The sequence below is a fragment of the Devosia nitrariae genome, assembly GCF_030160115.1.
GTDB lineage: Bacteria > Pseudomonadota > Alphaproteobacteria > Rhizobiales > Devosiaceae > Devosia > Devosia nitrariae.
In genome coordinates, this window is the sequence record NZ_BSNS01000007.1 from 499,447 (window position 1) to 523,136 (window position 23,690).

The 23,690-nt window shown below is 64.9% G+C and carries 21 protein-coding genes and 1 pseudogene; 7 read left to right on the forward strand and 15 right to left on the reverse strand.

Annotated features, from left to right (window positions below; translation table 11 throughout):
* The first annotated feature begins 95 nt into the window (after nt 1-95).
* Nucleotides 96-1,439, forward strand: coding sequence for a UDP-glucose dehydrogenase family protein (locus tag QQK18_RS07670; RefSeq protein WP_284339715.1), 1,344 nt, complete (start codon nt 96-98; stop codon nt 1,437-1,439).
* A 131-nt stretch (nt 1,440-1,570) separates the two neighbouring features.
* Nucleotides 1,571-2,971 carry a M20/M25/M40 family metallo-hydrolase gene (locus tag QQK18_RS07675; protein WP_284339716.1) on the forward strand — a complete coding sequence of 467 codons (1,401 nt, stop codon included), beginning with the start codon at nt 1,571-1,573 and terminating at the stop codon, nt 2,969-2,971.
* Nucleotides 2,972-2,973: 2 nt separating this feature from the next.
* Here QQK18_RS07675 and QQK18_RS07680 read toward each other — a convergent pair whose 3' ends face one another.
* The 4 genes from QQK18_RS07680 to QQK18_RS07695 are packed head-to-tail and all read right to left on the reverse strand — an operon-like array spanning nt 2,974 to nt 5,402.
* On the reverse strand, nt 2,974-3,171 hold the full coding sequence (locus QQK18_RS07680) for a hypothetical protein (RefSeq protein ID WP_284339717.1): 198 nt from the start codon (nt 3,169-3,171) through the stop codon (nt 2,974-2,976).
* On the reverse strand, nt 3,171-3,527 hold the full coding sequence (locus tag QQK18_RS07685; protein WP_284339997.1) for a DUF1304 domain-containing protein: 357 nt from the start codon (nt 3,525-3,527) through the stop codon (nt 3,171-3,173). Before QQK18_RS07685 ends, QQK18_RS07680 begins: the two co-directional genes overlap by 1 nt.
* 40 nt (nt 3,528-3,567) lie before the next feature.
* The gene (locus tag QQK18_RS07690) at nt 3,568-4,458 is read right to left on the reverse strand and encodes a carbohydrate kinase family protein (RefSeq protein ID WP_284339718.1); all 891 of its coding nucleotides are present in this window, start codon (nt 4,456-4,458) and stop codon (nt 3,568-3,570) included.
* Nucleotides 4,455-5,402 carry a pseudouridine-5'-phosphate glycosidase gene (locus QQK18_RS07695; protein WP_284339719.1) on the reverse strand — a complete coding sequence of 316 codons (948 nt, stop codon included), beginning with the start codon at nt 5,400-5,402 and terminating at the stop codon, nt 4,455-4,457. The genes QQK18_RS07690 and QQK18_RS07695 overlap by 4 nt, the downstream gene beginning before the upstream one ends.
* Before the next feature lie 492 nt (nt 5,403-5,894).
* On the opposite strand from QQK18_RS07695, the gene QQK18_RS07700 reads away from it, so the two are divergent.
* The 4 genes from QQK18_RS07700 to QQK18_RS07715 all read left to right on the forward strand — a co-directional run bounded on the left by QQK18_RS07700 (nt 5,895) and on the right by QQK18_RS07715 (nt 9,966).
* Complete coding sequence (locus QQK18_RS07700) at nt 5,895-6,983, forward strand: polyamine ABC transporter substrate-binding protein (RefSeq protein WP_284339720.1); 1,089 nt, start codon at nt 5,895-5,897, stop codon at nt 6,981-6,983.
* Nucleotides 6,984-7,055: 72 nt separating this feature from the next.
* Entirely contained in the window at nt 7,056-8,204 is a 1,149-nt protein-coding gene (locus QQK18_RS07705; protein WP_284339721.1) for an ABC transporter ATP-binding protein, read from the forward strand.
* Nucleotides 8,201-9,157, forward strand: a complete 957-nt coding sequence (locus QQK18_RS07710; RefSeq protein WP_284339722.1) for an ABC transporter permease subunit — start codon at nt 8,201-8,203, stop codon at nt 9,155-9,157. Before QQK18_RS07705 ends, QQK18_RS07710 begins: the two co-directional genes overlap by 4 nt.
* A complete protein-coding gene (locus tag QQK18_RS07715) occupies nt 9,157-9,966 on the forward strand; it encodes an ABC transporter permease subunit (RefSeq protein ID WP_284339998.1) in 810 nt (269 codons plus the stop codon). The genes QQK18_RS07710 and QQK18_RS07715 overlap by 1 nt, the downstream gene beginning before the upstream one ends.
* 359 nt (nt 9,967-10,325) lie before the next feature.
* On the opposite strand, the gene QQK18_RS07720 is transcribed toward QQK18_RS07715, so the two are convergent.
* The 7 genes and pseudogenes from QQK18_RS07720 to QQK18_RS07750 form a co-directional block, all read right to left on the reverse strand.
* Nucleotides 10,326-10,472 (reverse strand): hypothetical protein, encoded by a 147-nt coding sequence (locus tag QQK18_RS07720; RefSeq protein WP_284339723.1) that lies wholly within the window; start codon nt 10,470-10,472, stop codon nt 10,326-10,328.
* 220 nt (nt 10,473-10,692) lie between these two features.
* Nucleotides 10,693-11,121 (reverse strand): RrF2 family transcriptional regulator, encoded by a 429-nt coding sequence (locus QQK18_RS07725; protein ID WP_284339724.1) that lies wholly within the window; start codon nt 11,119-11,121, stop codon nt 10,693-10,695.
* A gap of 634 nt (nt 11,122-11,755) precedes the next feature.
* Nucleotides 11,756-13,555, reverse strand: a pseudogene (locus QQK18_RS07730) (cation:proton antiporter domain-containing protein); the annotation flags it as partial.
* Between the two features lie 394 nt (nt 13,556-13,949).
* A complete protein-coding gene (locus QQK18_RS07735; protein ID WP_284339725.1) occupies nt 13,950-15,038 on the reverse strand; it encodes an ATP-dependent DNA helicase in 1,089 nt (362 codons plus the stop codon).
* Complete coding sequence (locus tag QQK18_RS07740; RefSeq protein ID WP_379994867.1) at nt 15,038-15,721, reverse strand: fumarylacetoacetate hydrolase family protein; 684 nt, start codon at nt 15,719-15,721, stop codon at nt 15,038-15,040. The genes QQK18_RS07735 and QQK18_RS07740 overlap by 1 nt, the downstream gene beginning before the upstream one ends.
* The gene (locus QQK18_RS07745) at nt 15,714-16,775 is read right to left on the reverse strand and encodes an aldo/keto reductase (RefSeq protein WP_284339726.1); all 1,062 of its coding nucleotides are present in this window, start codon (nt 16,773-16,775) and stop codon (nt 15,714-15,716) included. Before QQK18_RS07745 ends, QQK18_RS07740 begins: the two co-directional genes overlap by 8 nt.
* A 97-nt stretch (nt 16,776-16,872) precedes the next feature.
* On the reverse strand, nt 16,873-17,907 hold the full coding sequence (locus QQK18_RS07750) for an aldo/keto reductase (protein WP_284339727.1): 1,035 nt from the start codon (nt 17,905-17,907) through the stop codon (nt 16,873-16,875).
* A 118-nt stretch (nt 17,908-18,025) separates the two neighbouring features.
* On the opposite strand from QQK18_RS07750, the gene QQK18_RS07755 reads away from it, so the two are divergent.
* On the forward strand, nt 18,026-18,931 hold the full coding sequence (locus tag QQK18_RS07755) for a LysR family transcriptional regulator (protein ID WP_284339728.1): 906 nt from the start codon (nt 18,026-18,028) through the stop codon (nt 18,929-18,931).
* A 6-nt stretch (nt 18,932-18,937) separates the two neighbouring features.
* Here QQK18_RS07755 and QQK18_RS07760 read toward each other — a convergent pair whose 3' ends face one another.
* From QQK18_RS07760 to QQK18_RS07775, 4 genes are all read right to left on the reverse strand, one after another.
* Complete coding sequence (locus QQK18_RS07760; protein ID WP_284339729.1) at nt 18,938-19,918, reverse strand: sugar phosphate isomerase/epimerase family protein; 981 nt, start codon at nt 19,916-19,918, stop codon at nt 18,938-18,940.
* A 118-nt stretch (nt 19,919-20,036) separates the two neighbouring features.
* Nucleotides 20,037-21,401, reverse strand: a complete 1,365-nt coding sequence (locus QQK18_RS07765) for an FGGY family carbohydrate kinase (RefSeq protein ID WP_284339730.1) — start codon at nt 21,399-21,401, stop codon at nt 20,037-20,039.
* Nucleotides 21,398-22,351, reverse strand: a complete 954-nt coding sequence (locus tag QQK18_RS07770; protein ID WP_284339732.1) for a transketolase family protein — start codon at nt 22,349-22,351, stop codon at nt 21,398-21,400. Before QQK18_RS07770 ends, QQK18_RS07765 begins: the two co-directional genes overlap by 4 nt.
* Nucleotides 22,351-23,103: a transketolase gene (locus QQK18_RS07775; protein ID WP_379994906.1), complete on the reverse strand. Its 753-nt coding sequence runs from the start codon at nt 23,101-23,103 to the stop codon at nt 22,351-22,353. The genes QQK18_RS07770 and QQK18_RS07775 overlap by 1 nt, the downstream gene beginning before the upstream one ends.
* Nucleotides 23,104-23,690 lie beyond the last annotated feature (587 nt).

Below are 23,690 nucleotides of genomic sequence, written 5' to 3' on the forward strand. Positions count from 1 at the left end.
CCCGCCGCGTCAACCATGACTTGGCAATCGCCTTTACCTTCTGTTTACCCTCATGCGAGAGTTCATCTTCCTGCGAGCGCCCTGGAGCACGCCTGATGCGCATAACAATGATCGGTTCCGGTTACGTCGGCCTTGTCAGCGGCGCCTGCTTTGCCGATTTCGGCCACGACGTCGTCTGCGTCGACCTCGACGACAAGAAGATCGCCGCGCTCGGGCGCGGCGAGATCCCCATCTTCGAGCCCGGCCTCGATCGGCTGGTGGCCGACAATGTCGCGGCCGGCCGGCTGCGCTTCACCACGCAGCTAGCCCCGGCCGTTGCCGATGCCCAGGTGGTATTCATCGCCGTCGGCACCCCTTCGCGCCGCGGCGACGGCCATGCCGACCTCTCCTATGTGCATGCGGCCGCCGCCGACATCGCCCGCGCCCTCAGCGGCTTTACCGTCGTCGTCACCAAGTCGACGGTGCCGGTCGGCACCGGCGACGAGGTCGAGCGCATCATTGCCGAGACCAACCCGGATGCCGATGTGGCCGTGGTCTCCAACCCCGAGTTCCTGCGCGAGGGCGCGGCCATCGAGGACTTCAAGCGCCCCGATCGCATCGTCATCGGCCTCGAGGACGAGCGGGCCCGTGAGCTGATGACCGAGGTCTATCGCCCGCTCTACCTCAACCAGGCACCGCTGCTGTTTACCGGCCGGCGCACCGCCGAGCTGATCAAATATGCCGGCAATGCCTTCCTGGCCATGAAGATCACCTTCATCAACGAGATCGCGGACCTGTGCGAAAAGACCGGGGCCAATGTGCAGGAGGTGGCGCGCGGCATCGGGCTCGACAAGCGCATCGGATCCAAGTTCCTCAATGCCGGCCCCGGCTATGGCGGCTCGTGCTTTCCCAAGGACACCCTGGCCCTGGTCAAGACCGGCCAGGACCATGAGAGCCCTTTACGCCTGATCGAGGCGACGGTTGCCGTCAACGACCAGCGCAAGCGCGCCATGGGCCGGCGGGTGATCGCCGCGCTCGGCGGCTCGGTGCGCGGCAAGACCATTGGCGTCTTGGGCCTTACCTTCAAGCCCAACACCGACGACATGCGCGAGGCGCCCTCGATCGCCATCATCCAGGCGTTGCAGGATGCCGGGGCCAGGATCAAGGCCTATGATCCGGAAGGCATGGGGATGGCGCGCACCCTGATCGAGGGCATCGACTATGCCAGCGATGCCTATGACGCGGCGGCCGGCGCCCATTGCCTGGTGCTGATCACCGAGTGGAACCAGTTCCGCTCGCTGGACATGAAGCGCCTCAAGGCCACCATGGCCGCGCCCAACTTCGTCGACCTCAGAAACGTCTATCGGCGCCGCGAGCTCGAGGCGGCTGGCTTTGCCTATCACAGCATCGGCCGCTCCGGTGACGGCGACGACCAGGTCCGGGAGATCGCGGCCGAATAGGCCGCGGCAGGCGCGGCAAAGGCCTGGATCCACCATACCCTTGCAGGTCCGCCGACTGTCGGCATGGACATCGCCGTCCGCCTCGGGTCATTGTGCGCGTCGTTCCGAAAGACGATTCCAAGGACCGCCGCATGACCAGCCCCGTTTCGCCCGACAAGCTCGACACCGTCCTTGCCGAGGTCGACCGCGGCCTCGATGCGAGCCTCGAGCGGCTGAAGGCGCTGTTGCGCATCAAATCCATCTCAACCGACCCCGCCTATGCGAAGGACTGTCGTCAGGCGGCCGAATGGCTGGCCCAAGCGCTTGGCCAGGAGGGCTTCGAGGCCTTCGTCCGCCCGACACCCGGCCATCCGATGGTCGTCGCTCATGACCGCTCGGCTGAGGGTCCGCATGTGCTGTTCTACGGTCACTACGACGTGCAGCCTGTCGATCCGGTGGAGCTCTGGAACACTGATCCATTCGAGCCGCAGATCGTCGCCCTCCCCGACGGTACCCGCCAGATCGTCTGCCGCGGCGCCTCCGATGACAAGGGGCAGCTGATGACCTTCATCGAGGCCTGCCGTGCCTGGCGCACAGCGACCGGCGGCCTGCCGGTCAAGGTCTCGATCCTCCTCGAAGGCGAGGAGGAATCGGGCGGCAAGAACCTGCCGCCGTTCATCGAGGCCAACGCCGCCGAGCTTGCGGCCGACATCGCCCTCGTCTGCGATACCGACATGTGGGACCGTCAAACCCCTTCGATCACCACGATGCTGCGCGGGCTGGTCGGCGAGGAGATCGAGATCACCTGCGCCGATAAGGACCTGCATTCGGGCATGTTCGGCAGCGCCGCGCGCAACCCGAACCAGGTGCTGGCGGACATCATCGCTTCGCTGCGCGATGTCGACGGGAGCGTGACCATCGACGGGTTCTATGATGACGTCGCCGAACTACCCGATGCCGTGAAGGACCAGTGGAAGGGGCTCGGCTTCGACGAGAAGGCATTCCTCGCCGGCGCCGGGCTGTCGATCCCTGCCGGCGAGAACGACCGCTCGGTCCTCGAGCAGATCTGGGCCCGCCCGACCTGCGAGATCAACGGCATTTGGGGCGGCTATACCGGCGAAGGCTTCAAGACGGTCATCCCCGCCAAGGCCAGCGCCAAGATCTCCTTCCGCCTTGTTTCCGGCATGCAGCCCGACAAGATCCGCCAGGCTTTCCGCGCCCATGTGCGCGCCCGGCTTCCCGCCGACTGCAGGGTGACCTTCAAGGAGCACGGCGCAAGCCCGGCACTGACCGTGCCCGCCGACGGACCGCTCCTCGGCAGGGCTCTCGACGCGCTCTCGGCCGAATGGGGCAAGCCTGCCGTCATCACCGGCTCGGGCGGCTCCATCCCCGTCGGCGGCGAGTTCAAGCGCCTCATCGGGCTCGATACGCTTTTCATCGGCTTTGCCCAGAACGACGACCGCATCCACTCGCCCAACGAGAAATACGATCTTGCAAGCTTCCACCGCGGCATCCGCAGCTGGGCGCGAGTGCTGGCGGCGTTTGCGGGATAACCTCAACTATCCTCGTTGAGGAACTTGACCAGCATCAGCGCCGCGCTCTTGGCCAGCGCCAGGTCGCGCGGATCGGCAAGATCGGCCTCGAAGCGGCGGCAGAGAGCGCGGTAGGTCGGGAACTGCGGCGCGCCCTGCCAACGCGCTTCCATGCGCTTGACGGTCGCTTCCAGTTCTTCGAGGTCGGGCCGCTCGGGCATCAGGCAAACAACACCGCCAGCATGGCGAGGACTGCCGGCACGGTCTGGATGAAGAGGATCGAGCGCTTGGCGGTCGCGGCCCCGAAAACTCCGGCGGCTGCGATGCAAGCGAGAAAAAACATCTGGATTTGCCATCCGACGTCAGCGTCCAGATGCACCAGCCCCCAGATGAGACCGGCGGCGAGGAACCCATTGTAGAGGCCCTGATTGGCGGCGAGGGCCCGGCTGGCTTGGGCAAACTCCGGCGTGGTGCCGAAAGTCTTGCGTACTCGTGGCATCGTCCACGCAAACATCTCGAGGACGAGAATGTAGATATGCAGCAGCGCGATTGCCGCCACCAGGATCGTTGCGATCAGCTGCATGCGCTTACTTGCCCCTAGACCCTGACGACACGCTCTAGTTGGGTTGTCCTCCAACAGCTTGCACTGCGCGAGCACCGGCTGCAATGGCGCTTGCCAAAGCGCGTTTCTCGTCCCCGCCCTCGCAGAGGGTTTTGAGAAACCCGGCAGCGAACGCGTCGCCTGCGCCGGTGCTGTCGACTGCCACGACCCTCGGCGCCGCCATCTCAAGCCGTACGCCGCCAGCCCCTCCAAGTGCCGCGCCGTGCGCGCCGCACTTGACGATGGCCGTCTCGAAATGCGCCCCCAGCAGTGCAATCTGCTCGCCGATATCGGCCGCGTCCGTCAACAACGCCGCCTCCTCACGATTGGCAAATAGGAGCGAAGCGCCCGAAGTCCAGGACAGGAAGCTCTCGCTTCCGACTTCGGCAAGGAAGCCCGCCGATGCCGGATCGACGGCAATGCCGATGCCTCGCGCCTTGGCTCGCGCCATCAGGTCCATCACCGCGGTCCGCGGTCCCGGCGCAAAGAAGCTGTAACCCGAGACCACGAGGATCGCGGTATCGACCAGCAGGCTGTCCGGCAGGTCGGCCGACGAGAGGTTGAGGTTGGCGCCGCGGTCGGTCAAGAAGCTGCGTTCCCCATCCGGATCGAGAATGGTCACCAGTACGCCGGACGGCAAGGCCGGATCGGCTGTCAGGCTCGGCTCGACGCCGCGGCCCCGAAAATACGCCTCCCAACGCGCTTTGTCGGCTTCCCCGACACGCGCCGCGAAAGTGACCCTGGCGCCCAGCACCCCAAGCCAGACTGCCTGGTTGGCGCCCGACCCACCCGGACGCTGCCGGATTTGGGCCCGCCGATCCGAGCCTTTGACCATTGGGCCTTCCGGCGAAACGATGACGTCGGTCATCACGTCGCCGACGACGACGATCCGCCGCGAACCCTTCATGCGCGGCGGACGGCGGACTGCGCTGAGGTCATCGCCGAGAGCGCCACGGCAATGCGGGCCGCGACCCTGGCGTTGTTCTCGACGAGGGCGATGTTGGCTGTGAGCGACTGGCCCTGCGTCAACTCGAAGATCCGCTGCAGGAGGAAGGGCGTCAGGTCCTTGCGCGAGACGCCGCGCGCCTCGGCATCGGCAATGGCCTCGCCGATACGCTTTTCGATCGCATCGGCAGGCAGCGCATCGGCCTCGGGGATGGGGTTGGCGACCAGCACCCCGCCGAGCCCGAGATCGGCCTGCAGCGATACGATCCTGGCGATCTCCTCGACCGTGTCGAACCGATGGTCGACCTTGTGCCCGCTCTCACGCGCCCAGAAGGCGGGAAAGGCGTCGGTCCCGTAGCCGATCACCGGCACGCCCTTGGTCTCGAGCACCTCGAGCGTCTTGGCGATATCGAGGATCGACTTGGCGCCGGCGCAGACCACCGCGACCTGCGTCCTTGCCAGCTCCTCGAGGTCGGCCGAGATATCGAAGGTCTCCTCGGCGCCGCGATGGACACCCCCGATCCCGCCGGTCGCGAACACCCGTATGCCGGCAAGTGCCGCGATCTGCATGGTGGTGGCAACGGTCGTTCCGGCAAGGCCGCCCTTGACGATGAGGCTGGCGACATCCCGGCGCGAGGCCTTGGCGGCGCTGCCGCTCTCCTCGGCCAGCCGCTCGAGGTCTTCGCCCGAAACCCCGACCGCGAAACGCCCGTCCATGATGGCGATGGTGGCGGGGATGGCGCCATTGTTGCGCACCACCGCTTCCACCGCATTGGCCATTTCGAGGTTCTGCGGATAGGGCATGCCGTGGGTGATGATGGTCGATTCGAGCGCCACCACGGGCTTACCTTCCGCCAGCGCCTTCTTGATATCGGCGGTGATCGAGAGATAGGCTTTTGCGCTCATCGGCTACGCACTCCGTGACGGGGATCGTCGGCGCCGGGCGCCGCTTCGAGGCGCGGTTGTGCGCCCTTGCGGCAACAGCCGTCAACCCCTTTGAAAGGTTCGCATCTTAGGGGCTTTTCGCCCCTTGTCCCTCCCTGTTTTTCACTCTAGTTTGCGCAGCGAAACTCCCAGGCGAAGGGCGACTTCACTGAACACGAGCATCGTTGATTGGGCGGCTCGCGCCAATCGATACGCGCCCGGCTCCGGGCCCATTGCCGGTTCTCTGCCTGAGACGCGCCGAAGCGCCTCGGCCGCGACGTTTCCACACCTTCATGATTCCGTTTCACAACTGTCGCAGTCTCACCTGGCCGCCGCGCATGCCCTGGCCGGCTTTGCGCGCCTTGGCGAGCCGATGGGCATGTGAATCTCCGCTGCGCCGCACAGTCCTGCGGCTGGTACGTTTCCGCAGGTCCGAACAACTGCGACACCCCTTGAGACAGGAGCCCTAGAACAATGAGAACCCCGCTCGCCCTTGCCCTTGCCACCCTGGTCGCCGCGGTGCCCGCGCACGCTCAGGACCAGGTGGTCAACGTTTACAACTGGTCGGACTACATCGCCGAGGACACCCTCGGCAATTTCACCGCCGAGACCGGTATCACCGTCAACTACGACGTGTTCGACAGCAACGAGCTGGTCGAAGCCAAGCTCCTGGCCGGCAATTCCGGCTACGACGTCGTGGTCCCCTCCGGCTTCTTCCTCGAGCGCCAGATCCGGGCCGGGCTCTTCCAGCCGCTCGACAAGGGGAAGCTCCCCAACCTCTCCAACATGGATCCCACGATCATGGAGGAGACCGCCGCGCACGATCCGGGCAACGAATATGCCGTCGACTACATGTGGGGCACCACCGGCCTCGGCTACAATGTGGCCGCGGTCACCGAGCGCCTGGGCGAGGACGCCGATCTCGAGAGCTGGGACCTGCTGTTCGATCCCGAGACGGTCGCCAAGCTCGCCGATTGCGGCGTAGCCATGCTCGATGCGCCGGCCGAGGCCTATGCGGCCGCGCTCAATTATCTCGGGCTCGATCCGAACTCGGAAAGCGAGGAGGATCTGGCCAGGGCCGAGGAGCTTCTGCTTTCGGTCCGTCCCCACATCCGCTACTTCCACTCCTCGCAGTATATCGATGATCTGGGTAACGGCGAAATCTGCCTCGCCATGGGCTATTCGGGCGACGTCTTCATCGCCCAGGCCGCGGCCGCCGATGCCGGCCAGGGGGTCGAGATCGCCTATGTGATCCCCAAGGAAGGCGCGCTCAAGTGGTTCGACATGTTCGCCATCCCCGCCGATGCGCCGAATCCCGAAAACGCTCATGCGTTCATCAACTTCATGCTGCGCCCGGATATCGCCGCGGCCAACACCAACTACGTCTTTTACGCCTCGGGGAACGGTGCCGCGCTCGAGCTGATCGACGACGAGGTCAAGAACGATCCGGCCATCTATCCGACGGCCGAAGTCGCCGAGAACCTTTTCACCCTCAAGGCGCACTCGCCTGAATACGACGAGCTCTTGACGCGCAGCTTTACCCGGGTAAAGACCGGCCAGTAATCGACCAGAGCGGATGGCGGGTTCCGGCGTGTTTCCGGTACCCGCCATCCCTTTTTTGCTTTCGGGACCGCCATGGCCAAAAAGCCCCAGATCGCCGCCGACACCCGCCCCTGGCGCGATCCCGCAGCCAAGCCGTTCGTGCGCATCGAGAACGTCACCAAGAAGTTCGGCGATGTCCATGCGGTCTCGGACGTCTCGCTCGACATCTATAAGGGCGAGCTCTTCTGTCTGCTCGGCGGATCGGGCTCGGGCAAGTCGACGCTCTTGCGCATGCTCGCCGGCTTCGAGGAGCCGACGGCAGGCCGCATCGAGATCGACGGCCAGGACATGACGGGCGTGCCGCCCTACAACCGTCCGGTCAACATGATGTTCCAGTCCTATGCGCTCTTTCCGCATATGAGCGTCGAGCAGAACATCGCCTATGGCCTCAAGCGCGACCATATGCAGAAGGGCGAGATCGCCGACCGCGTCGCCGAGCTCCTGACCCTGGTCAAGCTCCAGGACTATGGGCGGCGCAAGCCCCACCAGCTTTCCGGCGGCCAGCGCCAGCGCGTGGCGCTTGCCCGCTCGCTCGCCAAACGCCCCAAGCTCCTGCTGCTCGACGAGCCGCTCGGCGCCCTCGACAAGAAGCTGCGCGAGGAGACCCAGTTCGAGCTGGTCAAGATCCAGGAGACGCTCGGCGTCACCTTCATCGTCGTTACCCACGACCAGGAAGAAGCCATGAGCCTGGCCACCCGTATCGGGGTGATGAATTCGGGCGAGATCGCCATGATCGGCGAGTCGCATGACATCTACGAGTTCCCCAATTCGCGCTTCGTTGCCGGATTCATCGGCTCGGTCAACATGGTCGAGGGGGTCGTGACCGAAGACGAGGACGACCATGTGCGCATCCGCTCGGCGGAACTTGGTTGCGACATCTATGTCAGCCACGGCGTCGACTGCGCGCCCGACCAGATCCTCTGGTGGGCCATCCGCCCGGAAAAGATCACCCTTTCCCGCGAAAAGCCCGATGACTTCCAGGGCGCCAACGTCACCAAGGGCATCGTCGAGGACATCGCTTATCTCGGCGACATGAGCGTCTTCCAGGTGGTGCTCGAGAGCGGCAAGCGCCTGAAGGTGTTCAAGGCCAACACCGAACGCGGCGACCCCGACGGCATCAAATGGGATGAAACCGTCTATGCCAGCTGGGGCAGCGCGTCCGGTTCGGTGCTGACGGTATGACGAGCCTGGCCGAAATCGAGGTCCGGCCCCGTCAGCGTCCCTGGTCGGTGCTGGAGCGGGGCCTGCGCACTGCCGGTCTTTCCGGCCGGGCGCTGGTCATATTCGCCCCGGCCCTGTGGCTGACGGTGTTCTTCCTCGTGCCGCTTGCCGTCGTCTTCGGTATTTCGCTCGCCACCAAGCAGTTCGGTCGCCCGCCCTATTCGGATCTTCTGACCTTTGCCGAGGACGGTACGGTGCAGCTCACACTGCATCTTTCCAACTTCATCCGGCTCTTTACTGACGCGCTCTACGTCAACGCCTACCTCAACTCCATCAAGATCTCCGCCATCGCCACGGTCGTCGCGCTGCTCATCGGCTATCCGATGGCCTATTTCATTGCGCGCATGAACGATCCCTGGCGCAACATACTCTTGATGCTCGTCATCCTGCCGTTTTGGACCTCGTTCCTGCTGCGCGTCTACGCGCTTTCCGGCTTCATGCGCGGCAATGGCGTCATCAACAATTTCCTCGGCGCATTTGGGCTCGGTCCGATCGTGATGATGCAGACCGATTTCGCCGTCTATGTGGGCATCGTCTACACCTATCTGCCGTTCATGATCCTGCCGCTCTATACCAACCTCGTTAAGCTCGACGAGGCGCTGCTCGAGGCCTCCGCCGATCTCGGTGCCAAGCCGTGGCGCACCTTTCTCTCGGTGACGCTGCCGCTCTCGATCCCCGGGATCGTTGCCGGCTCCATGCTCGTCTTCATCCCCGCCATCGGCGAGTTCGTCATTCCCTCGCTGTTGGGCGGACCGGGCACGCTGATGATCGGCCGCGTGCTCTGGGACGAGTTCTTCGCCAACACCAACTGGCCGCGCGCGTCCGCCGTTGCCATTGCCATGCTGGTCGTGGTGGTCGTGCCGATCATGCTGATGCAGAAGGCGCAGGACGCCGTCGTCGAGAGGGACAAGTGATGCGGCGCGGCTGGTTCCTCCCCATCGCGGCGGTCCTGGGCTTTGCCTTCCTCTACGCCCCGATCATCTCGCTCGTCGTCTTCTCCTTCAACGAAAGCCGGCTGGTGACCGTGTGGTCGGGCTTCTCGGTCAAGTGGTACGGCGAGTTGCTGCGCGATCCGCAGATCCTCGGCGCCGCGTGGCTCAGCCTGCAGATCGCTGCCGTCAGCGCCAGCATAGCCCTGGTGCTCGGCACGCTCTGTGCGGTGGCGCTCGTGCGCTTCAAGCGCTTCCGCGGCCGCACCGCTCTTGCCGGCATGGTCTCGGCCCCGCTGGTCATGCCCGACGTCATCACCGGCCTTTCGCTGCTCCTGCTGTTTGTGACCATGGAGAGCTTCTTCGGCTGGCCGGCCGGGCGCGGCATGCTGACCATCATCATCGCCCATTCGACCTTCTGCATGGCCTATGTCACCGTCGTGGTGCAGTCGCGCCTCTCCGACCTCGACCTCAGCCTGGAGGAAGCGGCCATGGATCTCGGTGCCAACCCAGTGCGGGTCTTCTTCGACATTACCCTGCCCATCATCGCCCCGGCGCTGGTCTCGGGCTGGCTCCTCGGCTTCACCCTCTCGCTCGATGATCTGGTCATCGCCTCGTTCGTTTCGGGCCCGGGGTCCTCGACCCTGCCCATGGTCATCTTCTCCAAGGTCCGCCTCGGCGTCTCACCCGACATCAATGCGCTCGCCACCATCATCGTCGGCATCGTAGCGCTGGGCGTCGTCGCCGCCACCGTCATCCAGCTGCGCGCCCGCCCCAGGCGCGCGCGGGCCTGAGGCGGTTCACGAACTTTGTGACTAGACACCGCCGGCAAAGCCGAGCATGCTTTGGTCATGTTCAATCAGCGAAAGGAGGTGATCCAATGTCTCATGAGGTTACGGCTCGTAACGAAGGGCTTGGATTCAAGGTGTTCACGCGGGAGGTAATCCTCCGCTAGCAAGCACCTGCTTCCTTTGGGCCGGTTTACCTGGCCAGGCTCTTTTGCAGCCGTGAAACTCAGGAAGGGCCGTCTCTCAGGAGACGGCCCTTTTTACTGATTACAGTACGTCGCAGTACTTTTGCGTTCGCACGAGAGCTGCCAGTGCCCGAGCTGATCGAGCTCCAGGGCGTCAAGGACAGCATCGATGTCGAAGAGTTAGTGGAGGCTAGCCAGCAGGCTGCCTTCCATGGTGGGCGCCGTCACCAGCGGCGTAGTGCCGGCATGGGCGGTGATGACGAGGAAGCCGAAGGCCACGGAAGCGGCGAGCGCCGCATAGGCCAGAACGGTTGCCAGAGTTTTCATTCCGTCTCCCGACAGAGGTTTAATGACCAAAACTCTATCGCATTAGTCGGGAATTGACAAGGTAACGGTTTCTTCACGAAACAGGCGCGGGAAATATCATTGCGCTCAGCGGGCCTTTCCCAATTTCCGACGATCGCGAATCGCTTGGTCGTGCCCCCGCTAAGCAAATGCATTTCAAACTGCTAACGTCGCGTAAACGCTCGTTCAGGCTGACGACAGGTCAGACGGGGATGTCGTCGAGCTTTAGGGCGTCGGCAAGGGTCGTGCTGTCGAGCACGGCGCGGGTGGCGAGCGTGACCCGCTCGAACACGTGCCGCACCTCACAGCTCGTCTCCTCCTGGCAGTCCTCGCAGCGCCGATAGGCGATCTTGGAGAGGCACGGCAGCGGCGCGATCGGTCCGTCGACGAGGCGCAGCACCTCTCCAAACGTCACCTCCTCCGGAGCCTTGAGCAGGGCATAGCCGCCCGCTCGCCCGCGAAGGCTCATCACGATGCCAGCCCGCTTCAACTCAAGCAGGATCTGCTCGAGGAATTTTTTCGGAATCGCCTGCTCGCGCGAGATCTGTCCGATCATCATCGTCGTTCCGGCCTTGAGGCGCGCCAGGACAACGAGCGCACGCAGTGCATATTTGGCCTTTTGCGATATCATCCGAGCGCCCCCCTGCCCTTCATTTGCGCGGCTCCGGCTCGACGACCGGGATCTGCGGTTCTTCCTCCGCTTTCTCGGTCTCTTCGGTCACCGCAGGCTCTTGCTCCGCCACAGTCTCTTCGACCGTCGCAGTCTCTTCGTGCGCCTCCTCGATCCGTTCAGCCACGGCTGTCTGGTTCTCCGCCGTCTCGGTCCCTCCGGTCGCAGGCTCTTTCTCAGCCGCGTCAGTCCCTCCGGCCACCGCAGGTTCTTCCTCTGCCTCGTCTGACCCTTCTGCCACCGCGGGCTCTTCTTCGCCTGCTTGCGCGCCCGGATCCTCTTCACCCAGACCCATCGCCGGCTCCGCTTTCACCTCCGCATCCTCGCTTGGGACCAGCGCCTCCTCTTCGACGGCGGGGTGCGGCAGAGGTATGGGCTCGTCCGGCAGAGCACGTGGCGGTTCCGGCTCGTCTGCAACGGTCGTTGCAGGAGGCGGAACGTCCTCGGTGCCCTGCGCCTCGGTCGGCTCGGCGGGTACCGCCGCCTCTGTGGCCGCCGGTCGCGACGCACTCTCGATGACGTTTTCGGTCGGCGCCAGCCGGATCGCCTCGGCGACCGCGGCGGCCATGGCCTCGCGCTCGCCCTTGACCCAGGCCAGCATGCCGAGCCCGATCTCGCGCTCGCCCATGATCACCGTGTCGGCGCCCAGATTGGCGAGATAGCTCTCCTCCTCGTCCGAATGCGCCCGCGCGATGATGCGGATGCCCGGATTGATCTTGCGCCCCTGCTCGACGACCTGCCCCGCCTCGAAGGAGTTGGGGATGGCGATCAGCAGCGTCCTCGCCGCTTCGAGGTTGGCAAGCCTCAGGACGTCGACGCTCGCCGCATTGCCGACCACCACCTCGATGCCCATCTCGCGCGCCGCCTTGATCGAGGTATCGGAGTCCTCGATGACGACAAGCGGCAGCCCCGCTGCATGGAGACCTTCGCCGACGACACCCCCGACGCGTCCGAATCCAACAAGGATGATGTGGTCCGTCTTGCTGGTGGGATGGACGAGGTCGTCCTCGACCGCCTGTTCGTCCGGCTCCCCGGCGGCAACCTGGGGCTCGGGCGCAGCCGAGCTCATCGCATCGTTGGCCGTCATCGTCTCGGACGGCATCAGTGGTCCGTCGAATGGCTCCACGGGCTCGTGGTGCGCGGCCCGGCGCTGCGCGATCCGGCTCTCGAGGCGCGGCCGCACAAAATCGAGCGTGGCGAACACCAGGGGGTTGAGGATGATCGAGATCAGCGCGCCGGCGAGGATCAGATCCTGGCCCTCGGCCGGCATGATGGCGAGCGCCACCCCCATCGAGGCTAGGATGAAGGAGAATTCTCCGATTTGCGCCAGGCTCGCCGAAATGGTCAGCGCCGTCGACACCGGCCGCCGGAAGAGGACGACGATGCCGAAGGCTGCCAGCGACTTGCCGACGATGATGATGAAAACCGTGGCGATCAGCGGCAGCGGGTCGGTGAGGACGATCGAGGGATCGAACAGCATGCCGACCGACACGAAGAACAAAACCGCGAAGGCATCGCGCAGCGGCAGGGTCTCCTGCGCTGCCCTATGGCTGAGCTCGCTTTCCGACAGGATCATGCCGGCAAAGAATGCGCCGAGCGCCAGCGACACGCCGAAGAGGACCGATGAACCCAGCGCGACGCCGAGCGCGATGGCGAGCACCGCCAGGCGGAAGAGCTCGCGCGAGCCGGTATGGGCGGTCGCGTGCAGGGCCCAGGGAATGACCCGGCGCCCGACGACCAGCATAAAACCGACGAAGGCGGCGAGCTTGACGATGGTGAGCGCCAGGACGCCCCAGATGCCGACATTGGTGCGCAGCACCCGCTCGACGAAGGAAACGAAGGGATCATGGACGAGGCTCTCGCCATTGCCCGCAATGCTGGCAATGGCCGGGATCAGCACCAGCGCCAGGATCATCGCTATGTCCTCGACGATCAGCCATCCGACCGCGATGCGTCCACGTTCGGTCTCGATGAGCCGCCGGTCCTGCAGAGCCTTGAGCAGCACCACTGTCGAGGCGACCGAAAGCGCCAGGCCGAAGATCAGCCCCGCGCCGAGGTCCCAGCCCATGGCAAAGCCCAGCCCCAGCCCCAGGAGCGTCGCAAAGCCGATCTGCACGATTGCACCGGGAACAGCCAGGGCCCGCACGCTCATCAGGTCCCGCAAGGAAAAATGCAGCCCGACACCGAACATCAAGAGGATAACGCCGAGCTCTGCGAGCTCGGCCGCAAGCTCCTGGTCGGCAACAAACCCGGGCGAGTGGGGGCCGACCAAAATGCCTGCAAACAGATATCCGACCAGCGGCGGCAGGCGGAGCCGGTTGGCAAGAGCACCGAAGATGAAGGCCAGCACGAGACCCGCGACGATCGTGGTGATCAAGGGGGTGTCGTGGTACATCCAGCTCTCCAAGGTTCCGGGCGGCAGAGAGAAATCTCTAGCGCGATGATGGGGTATGACGTTCTTTCACGCAAGCACGTCGCTCGCCCAAAATTCGGGCAACGCGGGATTGTGCGAGGAGACGCCATCCAGGCGAAACAGCAGGCTGAATTTGTCACCCTTGTGGCGCAGGTGCATCCGATGCTTGCGCACACCGCCCCTCGAGGAGGACCTGCTGAGGCCCTACATCTAGGGTGTGCTGACCCTTAAGTGTATCACAACCACGGAGTCATCCCCGCGAAAAGCGGGGACCTCTGTTGGCAGAGCCGGCAAGGGAAACGGAGGTTCCCGCTTTTCGCGGGAATGACCCTGTGAGTGTTGGAGCTCTGGCGCCTTCTCGTCAGAACGGGAACACCTAGTTCACGATGGTGATCTGCTCGGCAGCCCGGGTGATGCCGGTATAGAGCCAGCGCGCCCGCTCCTCGCGAAACACAAAACTCTCGTCAAAGAGGAACACCTTGTCCCACTGGCTGCCCTGCGCCTTGTGGACGGTCAGGCAGTAGCCGAAGGTGAATTCATCGTACTGGCGTCGTTCCGGCCAGGCCATCTGGTCCTCTTCGCCCGAAAAGAATGCCTTGTGGGTGAGGACTTTGGCTTCGCCCCTTCCGTCCTCGACCGCAAGCAGCAACTGGTACTTGCCGTTGGCCTTGCGGGAAACCTCGGTGACGATCCAGATCTGGCCGTTGAGCAGGCGCTTGCGCGGATTGTTGCGCAGGCACACCACGCGGTCGCCGGCGACCGGCTCATGGAAGGGCAGGCCCTTCAGTTCGCGCAGCCGGTCGTTGTACATCAGCCGCGTCTTGTTGCGTCCGACCAGCACCTGGTCGGCATCGAGCACGGCGTTGCGGTCGACCTCGTCCTTGCCGATGACGAGGCTCTCCCCATAGCGCCCGCGCTCGATGCGTCCGCCCTCGCGCACCTGCATGGAAAGGCGGATGATCGGATTGTCGGCCGCCTGCCGATGGATTTCGGTCAGCATGATATCGGGCTCGTCGGCGGTGAAGAAACCCGCCCCCTGCACCGGCGGCAGCTGGAACGGGTCGCCCAGCACCAGCACCTTGACCCCGAACGACAGCAGGTCCTGCCCCAGCTGCTCGTCGACCATCGACACCTCGTCGATGACGATGAGGTCGGCGTTGGCCGCCGCGCTTTCCGGATCGAGCACGAAGCGCGGCTCGCCCTCCTTTTCGCTGACCAACGAATAGATCAGCGAATGGATGGTCTGCGCGCCCTTGCAGCCGCGCTTGCGCATGACGAGTGCCGCCTTGCCGGTGAAGGCAGCGTATTTGACGCTTTTCACCCCCTCGGCCAGATGCCGCGCCAGCGTCGACTTGCCCGTGCCCGCCCAGCCGAAGAGCCGGAAGACCTGCGGCCCGTCCCGGTCCTTGAGCCAGGCCGACACGGCCTTCAATGCGGCTTCCTGCTGGGACGACCAGGTGACCATCAGACGATCCGCGTCGTGACCTGGCCGACGCCTTCGATCCGCCCTTCCAGCGCGTCGCCGGCAACGACCGGTCCGACACCGGCCGGCGTGCCAGTGAAGATGAGGTCCCCGGCCTTGAGCGCGACGAACTGCGAGAGGAAGGCGATGGTTTCGGGTACCGCCCAAATCTGGTCGGCAAGGTTGCCGCGCTGCCGTTCGGTGCCGTTGACCGCCAGCGTGATGGCGCCGCTCGCCGGATGGCCGATGGACGAGGCCGGCGTGATCTCACCGATGGGCGCCGAATGATCGAACCCCTTGGCCATGTCCCAGGGGCGACCCGCGCTCTTGGCCTCAGCCTGCAGGTCGCGGCGGGTAAGGTCGATGCCGGCCGCATAGCCATAGACGTGATCGAGGGCGTCCTCCGATTCGATCCCTGCGCCATCCTTGCCGATGGCAACAACGAACTCGATCTCGTGGTGAAGATCGTTCGTCTGCGTCGGGTAGGGCACATCGCCCCCGCCGATCACCAGCGCATCGGCAGGCTTGCCGAAGAAGAACGGCGGCGCTTTGGGGTCGTTGCCCATCTCGCGCGCATGCTCGGCATAGTTGCGCCCGACACAATAGATCCGCCGGACCGGAAATAACCCGCCGCCAGCGACAGGCAGTGCGACCGGCGCCGGTCGGGCAATGACGAACTCAGCCACGGGCGTAGTCCTCAAGGTAAGGCTCGAGCAAGGCGAGGTCCGCTTCGCCGAGGCGATCCTGGGCGGTGAAGGACTGGTGCCAATAGGGATAGGGAAGCGGGCGCTGGCTCGCCTTGTCGAGCCGGGCGACCTCTTCGGGGCTGAGCTTGAGATCCGCCGCCTTGAGGTTGTCGGCGAACTGCGCGTCGGTCCGCCCGCCGACGATCACCGAGCTGACACCCTTGCGCTGCAGGAGCCAGGCCAGCGAGATCACCGCACCCGATACGCCGCGCTCGCCGGCGACCGCGTCGATGACGTCGATGATGTCGTAGAGCCGCTCCGGATCGGGGATCGGCGGCTCCTTGAAACCGCGCACGTGCCGCCCGTCGGTCGGCTGGCTGTTACGCGTGTATTTGCCCGAGAGCCATCCGCCCGCCAGCGGGCTCCACACCAGGATGCCGAGCCCCTGGTCGATGGTGATGGGCTGCAGCTCGTATTCGGCCTCGCGCGAATAGAGCGTATAGTGGATCTGCTGGGCAACGAACCGCTGATAGCCGCGCTTGTCGGCGACGGCCAGCGCCTTCATCAGGTGCCAGCCTGAATAGTTCGAGCAGCCGATATAGCGCACCTTGCCCTGACGAACGAGCGTATCGAGCGCCTCCATCGTCTCCTCTAGCGGCGTCTGCCCGTCCCATTCGTGTACCTGGTAGAGGTCGATGACGTCGGTTTTCAAACGCTTGAGGCTCGCCTCGCACTGCGCGATGATGTGGTGGCGCGACAGGCCTGCATCGTTGGGCCCGTCGCCGAAAGGAAATCGCACTTTGGTGGCGATCAGCGCCCGCTGGCGTCGGCCGCCGTCGGCGAGCACCTCGCCGGTGATCTCCTCTGACACACCCATGTTGTAGACATTGGCCGTGTCGATGAGGTTGATGCCGGCATCGAGGCACATGTCGACCTGCCGGGCGGCACCGGTAAGGTCCGTGTCACCCCACAGGCCATCTCCCCCGAACGTGACCGTGCCGACGCTGAGAACCGAAACCTTGAGGCCGGACCGCCCGAGATACCGGTATTCCATTGCACCCTCTCCTCTTCTCAAGAGCGATAAGGGCTACTGCGACCGGGGAGTCGGGTCAACGCCGCTCGGCGAAAACGATGGGAGAATCGATGCCTTCTCAGACCATTGGCGGATTAAGCCGGGCAAACCCTTCTTGCCGGTAGTAGGGGAAATAGGGATAGGGCGGGACGACGGTGCTCGCCGCGTCGAGCCGCGCCATCTGGTCGGCCTCGAGCGACCAGCCGACGGCATCGAGGTTCTGGCGCAACTGCTCTTCGTTGCGCGCCCCGATGATGACCGAGGCGACTGTTGGGCGCTGCAACAGCCAGTTGATCGCGACCTGCGGTACCGTCTTGCCGGTCTCGCCGGCGATGGCTTCCAGCGCGTCGACAATCGCAAAGAGCCGGGCCTCGTCGACCGGCGGACCGAACTCGGCCGAGCCATGCAGACGGCTGCCTTCGGGCAGCGGTGCCCCCCGCCTGATCTTGCCGGTAAGCCGTCCCCAGCCAAGAGGGCTCCACACCAGCGCTCCTACCCCCTGGTCGCGGGCCAGAGGCATCAATTCCCACTCGTAGTCGCGCCCGACCAGCGAATAATAGACCTGGTGGACCACGTAACGCGGGTGCCCAAGGCGGTCCGCCGCCGCCAGCGACTTCATCAGCTGCCAGCCGGAAAAATTGGAAGCGCCGATGTAGCGCACCTTGCCGCTCGCAACGAGCTCGCCGAGCGTTGTCACCACCTCCTCGACCGGAGTGCCGGCGTCGAACGCGTGGAGCTGCAGAAGATCGATATGGTCGGTGCCGAGCCGGCGCAGCGCCGCCTCGACCGCCGCAACCAGCCGCGACCGTCCGGAGCCGGCTTCGTTCGGCCCCTCGCCCATCGGCAGGCTGGTCTTGGTCGAGATCAATACCTCGTCGCGCCTGCCCTTGATCGCCTCGCACAGCACCGTTTCGGAGGCGCCGGCCGAATAGACGTCGGCCGTATCGAAAAGGTTGACCCCGGCCTCGAGGCAGATGTCGATGAGCCGCCGCGCCTCGCGGGCGTCGGTATTGCCCCAGGCGCTGAAGAGCGGCCCCTTTCCACCAAAGGTGCCGGTGCCGAAGCTGAGGGCGGGAACCTTGAGCCCCGATGTGCCCAGGCGTCTGTAATCCATGTCATGCTCCCGATAGCAAATGCCCGCTGGCCAGCAGGCCAATGCCGCCAAGATAGAAGTCACCCATGCGATGAATTAGACTGCCGCAAAGCACATCGGCTTGGAGTTGAATTCACAAATGACTCGTGCTGAAAGCAACCGGTCCGGGGAGATGGAAATCCTCGTCCGCGTCGTCAAACTCGGCGGCTTCTCGGCCGCGGCCCGCGCCTGCCGGATGTCGCCCTCGGCGGTCAGTAAGCTCGTTACACGGCTCGAAGGCCGCCTCGGCACCCGTCTCTTCAACCGTTCGACCCGCAAGCTGCAGCTGACCCCGGAAGGCGCCCTATTCTATCAGCGTTGCATGCGCATCCTTGCCGACATCGCCGAGGCCGAGCGCGAGGCGGGCGCCGGCGCGGCGGCGCGTGGCCGGGTGCGCATCAACTCCAACGTGCCGTTCGGCCGGCACTACCTGCTGCCGCTTGTCCCGGAGTTCCTCGCCGAGTATCCCGAGGTGACTCTCGACATCCTCATGACCGACACGGTCATCGATCTGATGGAAGAGCGCGCCGACATCGCCATCCGCGTCGGCCCCATGCGCGCCTCACGCCTGACGGCGCGAAAGCTCGGTGAGAGCCGTACGCTTCTCGTCGCCTCGCCGGACTATCTCGAGCACCATGGCACGCCCCAGACACCTGCCGATCTCGACCGGCACAACCTGATCGGCTTCAGCTTCGAACGGCTGGTCGAGGGTTGGCCGTTCCTTGAAGGCGGCCGTATTGAACGGCGACCGATCATCGGCAATGTGGCCGTGGGCGACGGCGAGAGTGCCCGGCAACTGGCGCTCGCCAGTGCGGGCATCACCCGCCTCGCAATGTTCCATATCGGGCCGGACATCGCAGCCGGTCGCCTCAAGCAAGTGCTCGATGCGTTCGATCCTGGCGAGACCGAGGCCATCCATGCCGTCTTCATCGGCCAGGGCGGACATTTGCCGGCCCGCGTCCGCGCCGTGCTCGACTTCCTTCACCAGCGCATAAAGCTGACCTGAACTCGGCTACATCGCGCCGAACAGGGCCTTCTGGGCGATTTTCAACGCACCGATCGCGTCGTGACGGACCTGAGCATCCTTCAGCGCATCGACATCGAGGGCATCGAGTCCACGCGCGGCAGCTTTGAGGAAGTCGATGGCGTGGTTGGCCGTTTCAACGCTGTCCTCGCGGAAGGGGAACTGGTCGAGCTGCCAGACGCCCTCCCAGTTGTTTTTCTTCAAAACGTAGAAGAACTCGAAGAGTTCGATCGGATGCAGGCTCCCCGCAACCAGGTCGTCGTCCCAGCTGCGGTAGTTGTCGTTGACGTCCATACCGAACAGCCGCCCGTAGTCGATGGCAAGCTGGGCCGAGTCGGCCGCCGACTCGCCGCCGAACAGCGCGTGGCCGAAGTCCAGGAGGATACCGACATTGGGCAGGCCGATCTTCTCGATGCCGAGGAGCGTGCGCGCCAGGGAATCGAAGCTCATATGCACCCGCGGCTCGCGCGGCTTGTATTCGATGACGAATTTCAGGTCCGGGTTCTCACTGGCGAGCTGGCCGACGCCGTCGAGCGAGTGCTTCCATAAGGTGCCGTAGTCGACCTGGAAGGGATAGTCCCAGCCGTCCTGTCCGGGCCAGAGCTTGACGTACTCGGCGCCGAAATAGCGGACCTCTACGCAGGCCTCGGTGATAAGCTCATGGGTGCGCCGCCTGATGCCGGCATCGGGATTGGTGAACGAACCCTTTCGGAACTCTCGGGTATAGATCTCCGGCGTGATGCCAATGACGCCGAGCCCGTTGCGGTCGAGCGCCGCCTTGATCTCATCGCTGGTGAAGTTGCCGCCAAAGAACGGATAGTTGATGTCGACCACCGAAAGGTCGCGCACCTTACCGGCAAGGTCGATGGCCTCGATGACGCTGCGCGGCTCGCCATATCCGTCGGTGGCATAGCGGTCGACATAGGTGGCGAAGTGCCAGATGCCGGCACCGAAACGCGGATTGCTCAATTCTCGTCTCCCTCTCAGCTTTCAGTCAATGTCTGGCGTATGGCCGCCTGCCAACGATCGCGGATCGCCTCGCGCTCCGCTTGTGGCATCGCGGGCGTGAAGCCGGTGCCGGCATCGGTCATGAGGTCTCGATCCCAAGCCCCGAAAAGGCGAGCGCCGCCGCACCGAGCGCGCTGACCTCCGGCACTGCGCTTGCCGTCACCGTCTTGCCGAGGAGGTCGGCCTGGAACTGCATGAGCGCATGGTTCGACGAGGCGCCCCCGTCCGCGCGCAAGCCGACGAGCTCGCTGCCGAGGTCGGCCTGCATCGCCTCGAACACATCGCTGACCTGCAGGGCGATGGCATCCAGCGCCGCGCGGGCGAGATGGGCTGGGCGCGTGCCGAGCGACATGCCGGTGATGATCCCGCGCGCGTCGCTGCGCCAATAGGGCGCGCCGAGGCCGACCAGCGCCGGAACGAAGGTGACGCCGTCGCTGTCGGCAACGGTGCCGGCGAGATCGGCGAGCGCTCCGACATCGGATAGCCCGAGAAGCTCGGCCATGAACGCTGCAGCCTGGCCGGAAACCGAGATATTGCCCTCGAGCGCGTGCACAGGTCCCTCACCTGTGCTCCAGGCGATGGTGGCCGAGAGGCCGTTGCGCGAGCGGACCCGCCCGCCGGTCAGCGTCATCAGCGACGTGCCGGTGCCATAGGTGGCCTTGACCGTGCCCGGCTGGCGCACGCCGTGTCCGTAAAGGGCCGCGTGTGAATCGCCGATCATCGCCTGGATCGGTATGCCGGCAGGCAGGCCGGTGGCGCCGGCCGCGGTCAGTCCGAAGCTTGCGTTCGACGGGAGCACTTGCGCCATCAGCTGCGACGAGACGTTGAAGATATCGGCGAGCTCCTCGTCCCATTCCATGCGCCTGGTATCGAAGAGCTGGGTCCGGGAAGCGTTCGAATGGTCGGTCGCGAAAACGGCGCCGTTCGTGAGTTGCCAGAGCAGCCAGGTGTCGACGGTGCCGGCGCGCAACTCGCCCCGCGCGGCGCGCTCGCGGGCACTGGGAACGGAGTCGATCAACCAGGCGATCTTGCCAGCCGGAAACAATGGGTCGAGCGCCAGCCCGGTCTTTTCCGCGATCCGCTCGCCGAGCCCGGCTTCGCGCAGCGTCTGGCAGGCATCCGCGGTGCGACGGCACTGCCAGATGACGCAGGGCCCGATGGGTTCGCCCGTCTCCGCATCCCAGACCAGGACGGATTCGCGCTGGTTGGAGATCGCGACCGCGTCGATTTCGACCGCGCCGGCCGCGCCCGTCACCACGGCTATGGCCTCGACCACGCCTTGCCATAAAGCCTCTCCCGACTGCTCGGCCCAGCCGGGACGCGGGTACGAAACGGGATTGGCAACGCTCGCCCGCGCAGCGATCCGGCCGTCGGCGCTGACCAGCACCGCCTTGGTGTTGGTCGTGCCCTGATCGATGGCGAGGACGAGGCCGGACGTGCTCATCGCTTGCGCGAGATGGTCTGGCGCACGGCGTCGGCGATAGCCGCTGCGGTCAGCCCGAAATGCTCCATCAGCCATTCGGCCGAGCCGGTGGGGAGGAACCCCGGAAAGCCCATGATGCGCATGGGCACCGGATCGTGGGCGGTGACCACTTCGGCGACGGCGCCGCCTAGCCCGCCGCGCACCGAATGCTCCTCGACCGTGACGATGGCGCCGGTCCGGGCGGCTGAAAGGATCGCCGCCTCGTCGAGCGGGTTGACGGTTGCCATGTTGACGACGCGCGCCCGGATGCCCTCGCCCGCCAGGCTCTTCGCCGCCGCCAGCGCGCGATGCACCATGGTGCCGTTGGCGATGATGGCCGCGTCATCTCCTTCGAACAGGACTTCGGCCTTGCCGACTTCGAACGCGCCGGCGTGTTCGAGCGCGGGCACCGGCATGCGGCTGACCCTGACGAACACCGGCCCGTCGATCGCCGCCGCGGCGCGGATCGCATGCTCGGTCTGCCACGGATCGGCGGGGACGATCAGCGTCAGATTATTCAAGAGGCGCAGCCACGCCATGTCCTCGATGGAATGGTGGGTCGGCCCCAATTCCCCATAGGCGACCCCGCTCGACTGGCCAATGAGCTTGACGTTGACGTTGGTATAGACGATGTCGGCCTTGACCTGCTCCAGCGCCCTACCGGTAATGAAGCAGGAGGCAGCGGAAACGAACGGCACCTTGCCGCCATTGGCAAGACCTGCACCCACCGCCACCAGTGTCTGCTCGGCGATGCCGACATTGACCATGCGCTCGGGGAATTTGCTGCGGAAGCCGTTGAGTTTGGACGAGCCGACGCTGTCGCTGACGACGGTGACGATGCGTTCGTCGGCCGCCGCCAGCGCCTCGATGGTCGAGGCAAAGCTGTCGCGGCAATCGAAGAACCCGCTCTCGACCGAAACCGCCGCACTCATCACACCAACTCCGCCATGGCCTGCTCGTACTGCTCCTTGTTGGGCACGCCATGATGCCAGGCGACGTTGTCGTGCATGAAGCTGACGCCTTTGCCCTTGAAGGTATTGGCGATGACGCAGAGCGGTCGGCCACGGCCTCTTGGGCTCGCCGAAAGCACCTCGAGTAGCTGCGCGTGATCGTGCCCGTCGACCACCTCCACCTGCCAGCCGAAGGCGCGCCACTTGTCGTCGAGCGGATCGAGCGAGGCGGTCTCTTCGGTGCGTGCACCCTGCTGCAGGCGGTTGCGGTCGATGATGAGCGTCAGATTTTCGAGGCGCCTGTGACCCGCGGTGAGCGCAGCCTCCCAGTTGCTGCCCTCCTGCAGTTCACCATCGCCGGTCAGTACGAACGTACGGAAACCGGCTGCGTCGATCTGGCCGGCAATGGCGATGCCGGTGGCGACGGGCAGGCCGTGGCCGAGCGGCCCGGTATTGGTCTCGACCCCGGCAAGATAGTTACGGTTGGGGTGGCCGTTGAGGCGCGAAAGCGGCTGCATATAGGTCGAAAGCTCGCTCTCGGAGAAAAAGCCGGCAGCGGCCAGCACCGAATAGAAGGCGCCAGTGCAATGCCCCTTGCTCATCACGAACCGGTCGCGGCCCGGGTCGTCCGGTCGCTCCGGATCGTAACGCAGCACGCCGAAAAAGAGGGTTGCCAGGATATCGGCGGCGCTGAAGTCGCCGCCGGGGTGGCCCAACTGGGCTTCGTAGACCATCTGGAAGCTGCGCCTGCGGATCCACAGCGCCTTGTCGCGGATCGTGGCGATCACGTCATTGGATGCGGGGGCATGTACCGGCGCCGATGACATCTGACCTCCTAGAGCGTTTCCAGCAAAAATGGATGCCAACTTTTGCGGTTCGAAAACGCGACAGTTCAACTACCTAGAGATCCCTTTCTGATACAATCAGAGCGGGAAAGGCTCTCGCCAACCGATGATCCGGCCGGGCCGCAATTCCCCTTACGGCGGCGGGATCGCCTTCGGCCAGATACGCGGCGCCCGGTTGCAGAATGCCTCCCACCGGGACCCGTCGGCGTGCCGCCGGCCGATCGTGATTTGATCGGAACCTATAATGCGTTTTGCTTTCGTGCAATACGGAAAAATTTCGATTTGTGCGGTTTACTGTCGAACGTTAGCGCGCCATCCTGGTGCCAGGGTCGTCAGATCTGTTGCTTTCCGCCGGTCCCAGTGACAAACAGACCTTAGCGCAGTCTCGCATTGGCAGGCGGGGTAAGGGGTGTCGATGCACAAAACGAGAAGCTCTGGGCCGATCCGCACACGAGGCGCCGATGGGCAGCAGCTGC